We start from the raw sequence: 396 nt of genomic DNA on the forward strand, positions 1-396 counted from the left end.
GCTGCAGGTCTATCGCCAAGCGGTAAGGCAGCGGCTTTTGATGCCGCCATTCCCTGGTTCGAATCCAGGTAGACCTGCCATTATTAAAAGGTATGACGCTTTTCTAGAAAAAGGGTTGTATCCAGTAGTGAGATTTATTATATTGTCTCGCTCTTGAGTGGCTACGTAGCTCAGCTGGTTAGAGCACATCACTCATAATGATGGGGTCACAGGTTCGAATCCCGTCGTAGCCACCATTTACAATTGCTGTTGGTTTATACCAATTGACGAGCAGCATACAGAGTTCAAGACGCGGAAGTGGCGGAATTGGTAGACGCACCAGATTTAGGTTCTGGCGCCGCAAGGTGTGAGAGTTCAAGTCTCTCCTTCCGCACCATCTTGAGACTCAGTAAAATT

At 47.7% G+C, this 396-nt stretch carries 3 tRNA genes; all 3 read left to right on the forward strand.

Annotated elements, in window-relative coordinates:
* Positions 1-5: 5 nt before the first annotated feature.
* The 3 genes from BLO31_RS22850 (at position 6) to BLO31_RS22860 (ending at position 376) form a co-directional block, all read left to right on the forward strand.
* Positions 6-80: transfer RNA gene (locus BLO31_RS22850), tRNA-Gln, on the forward strand.
* A gap of 79 nt (positions 81-159) precedes the next feature.
* Positions 160-236, forward strand: a tRNA-Met gene (locus tag BLO31_RS22855).
* Between the two features lie 55 nt (positions 237-291).
* Positions 292-376, forward strand: a tRNA-Leu gene (locus BLO31_RS22860).
* Positions 377-396: the final 20 nt, after the last annotated feature.

The sequence above is a fragment of the Vibrio sonorensis genome, assembly GCF_001854765.1.
GTDB lineage: Bacteria > Pseudomonadota > Gammaproteobacteria > Enterobacterales > Vibrionaceae > Vibrio > Vibrio sonorensis.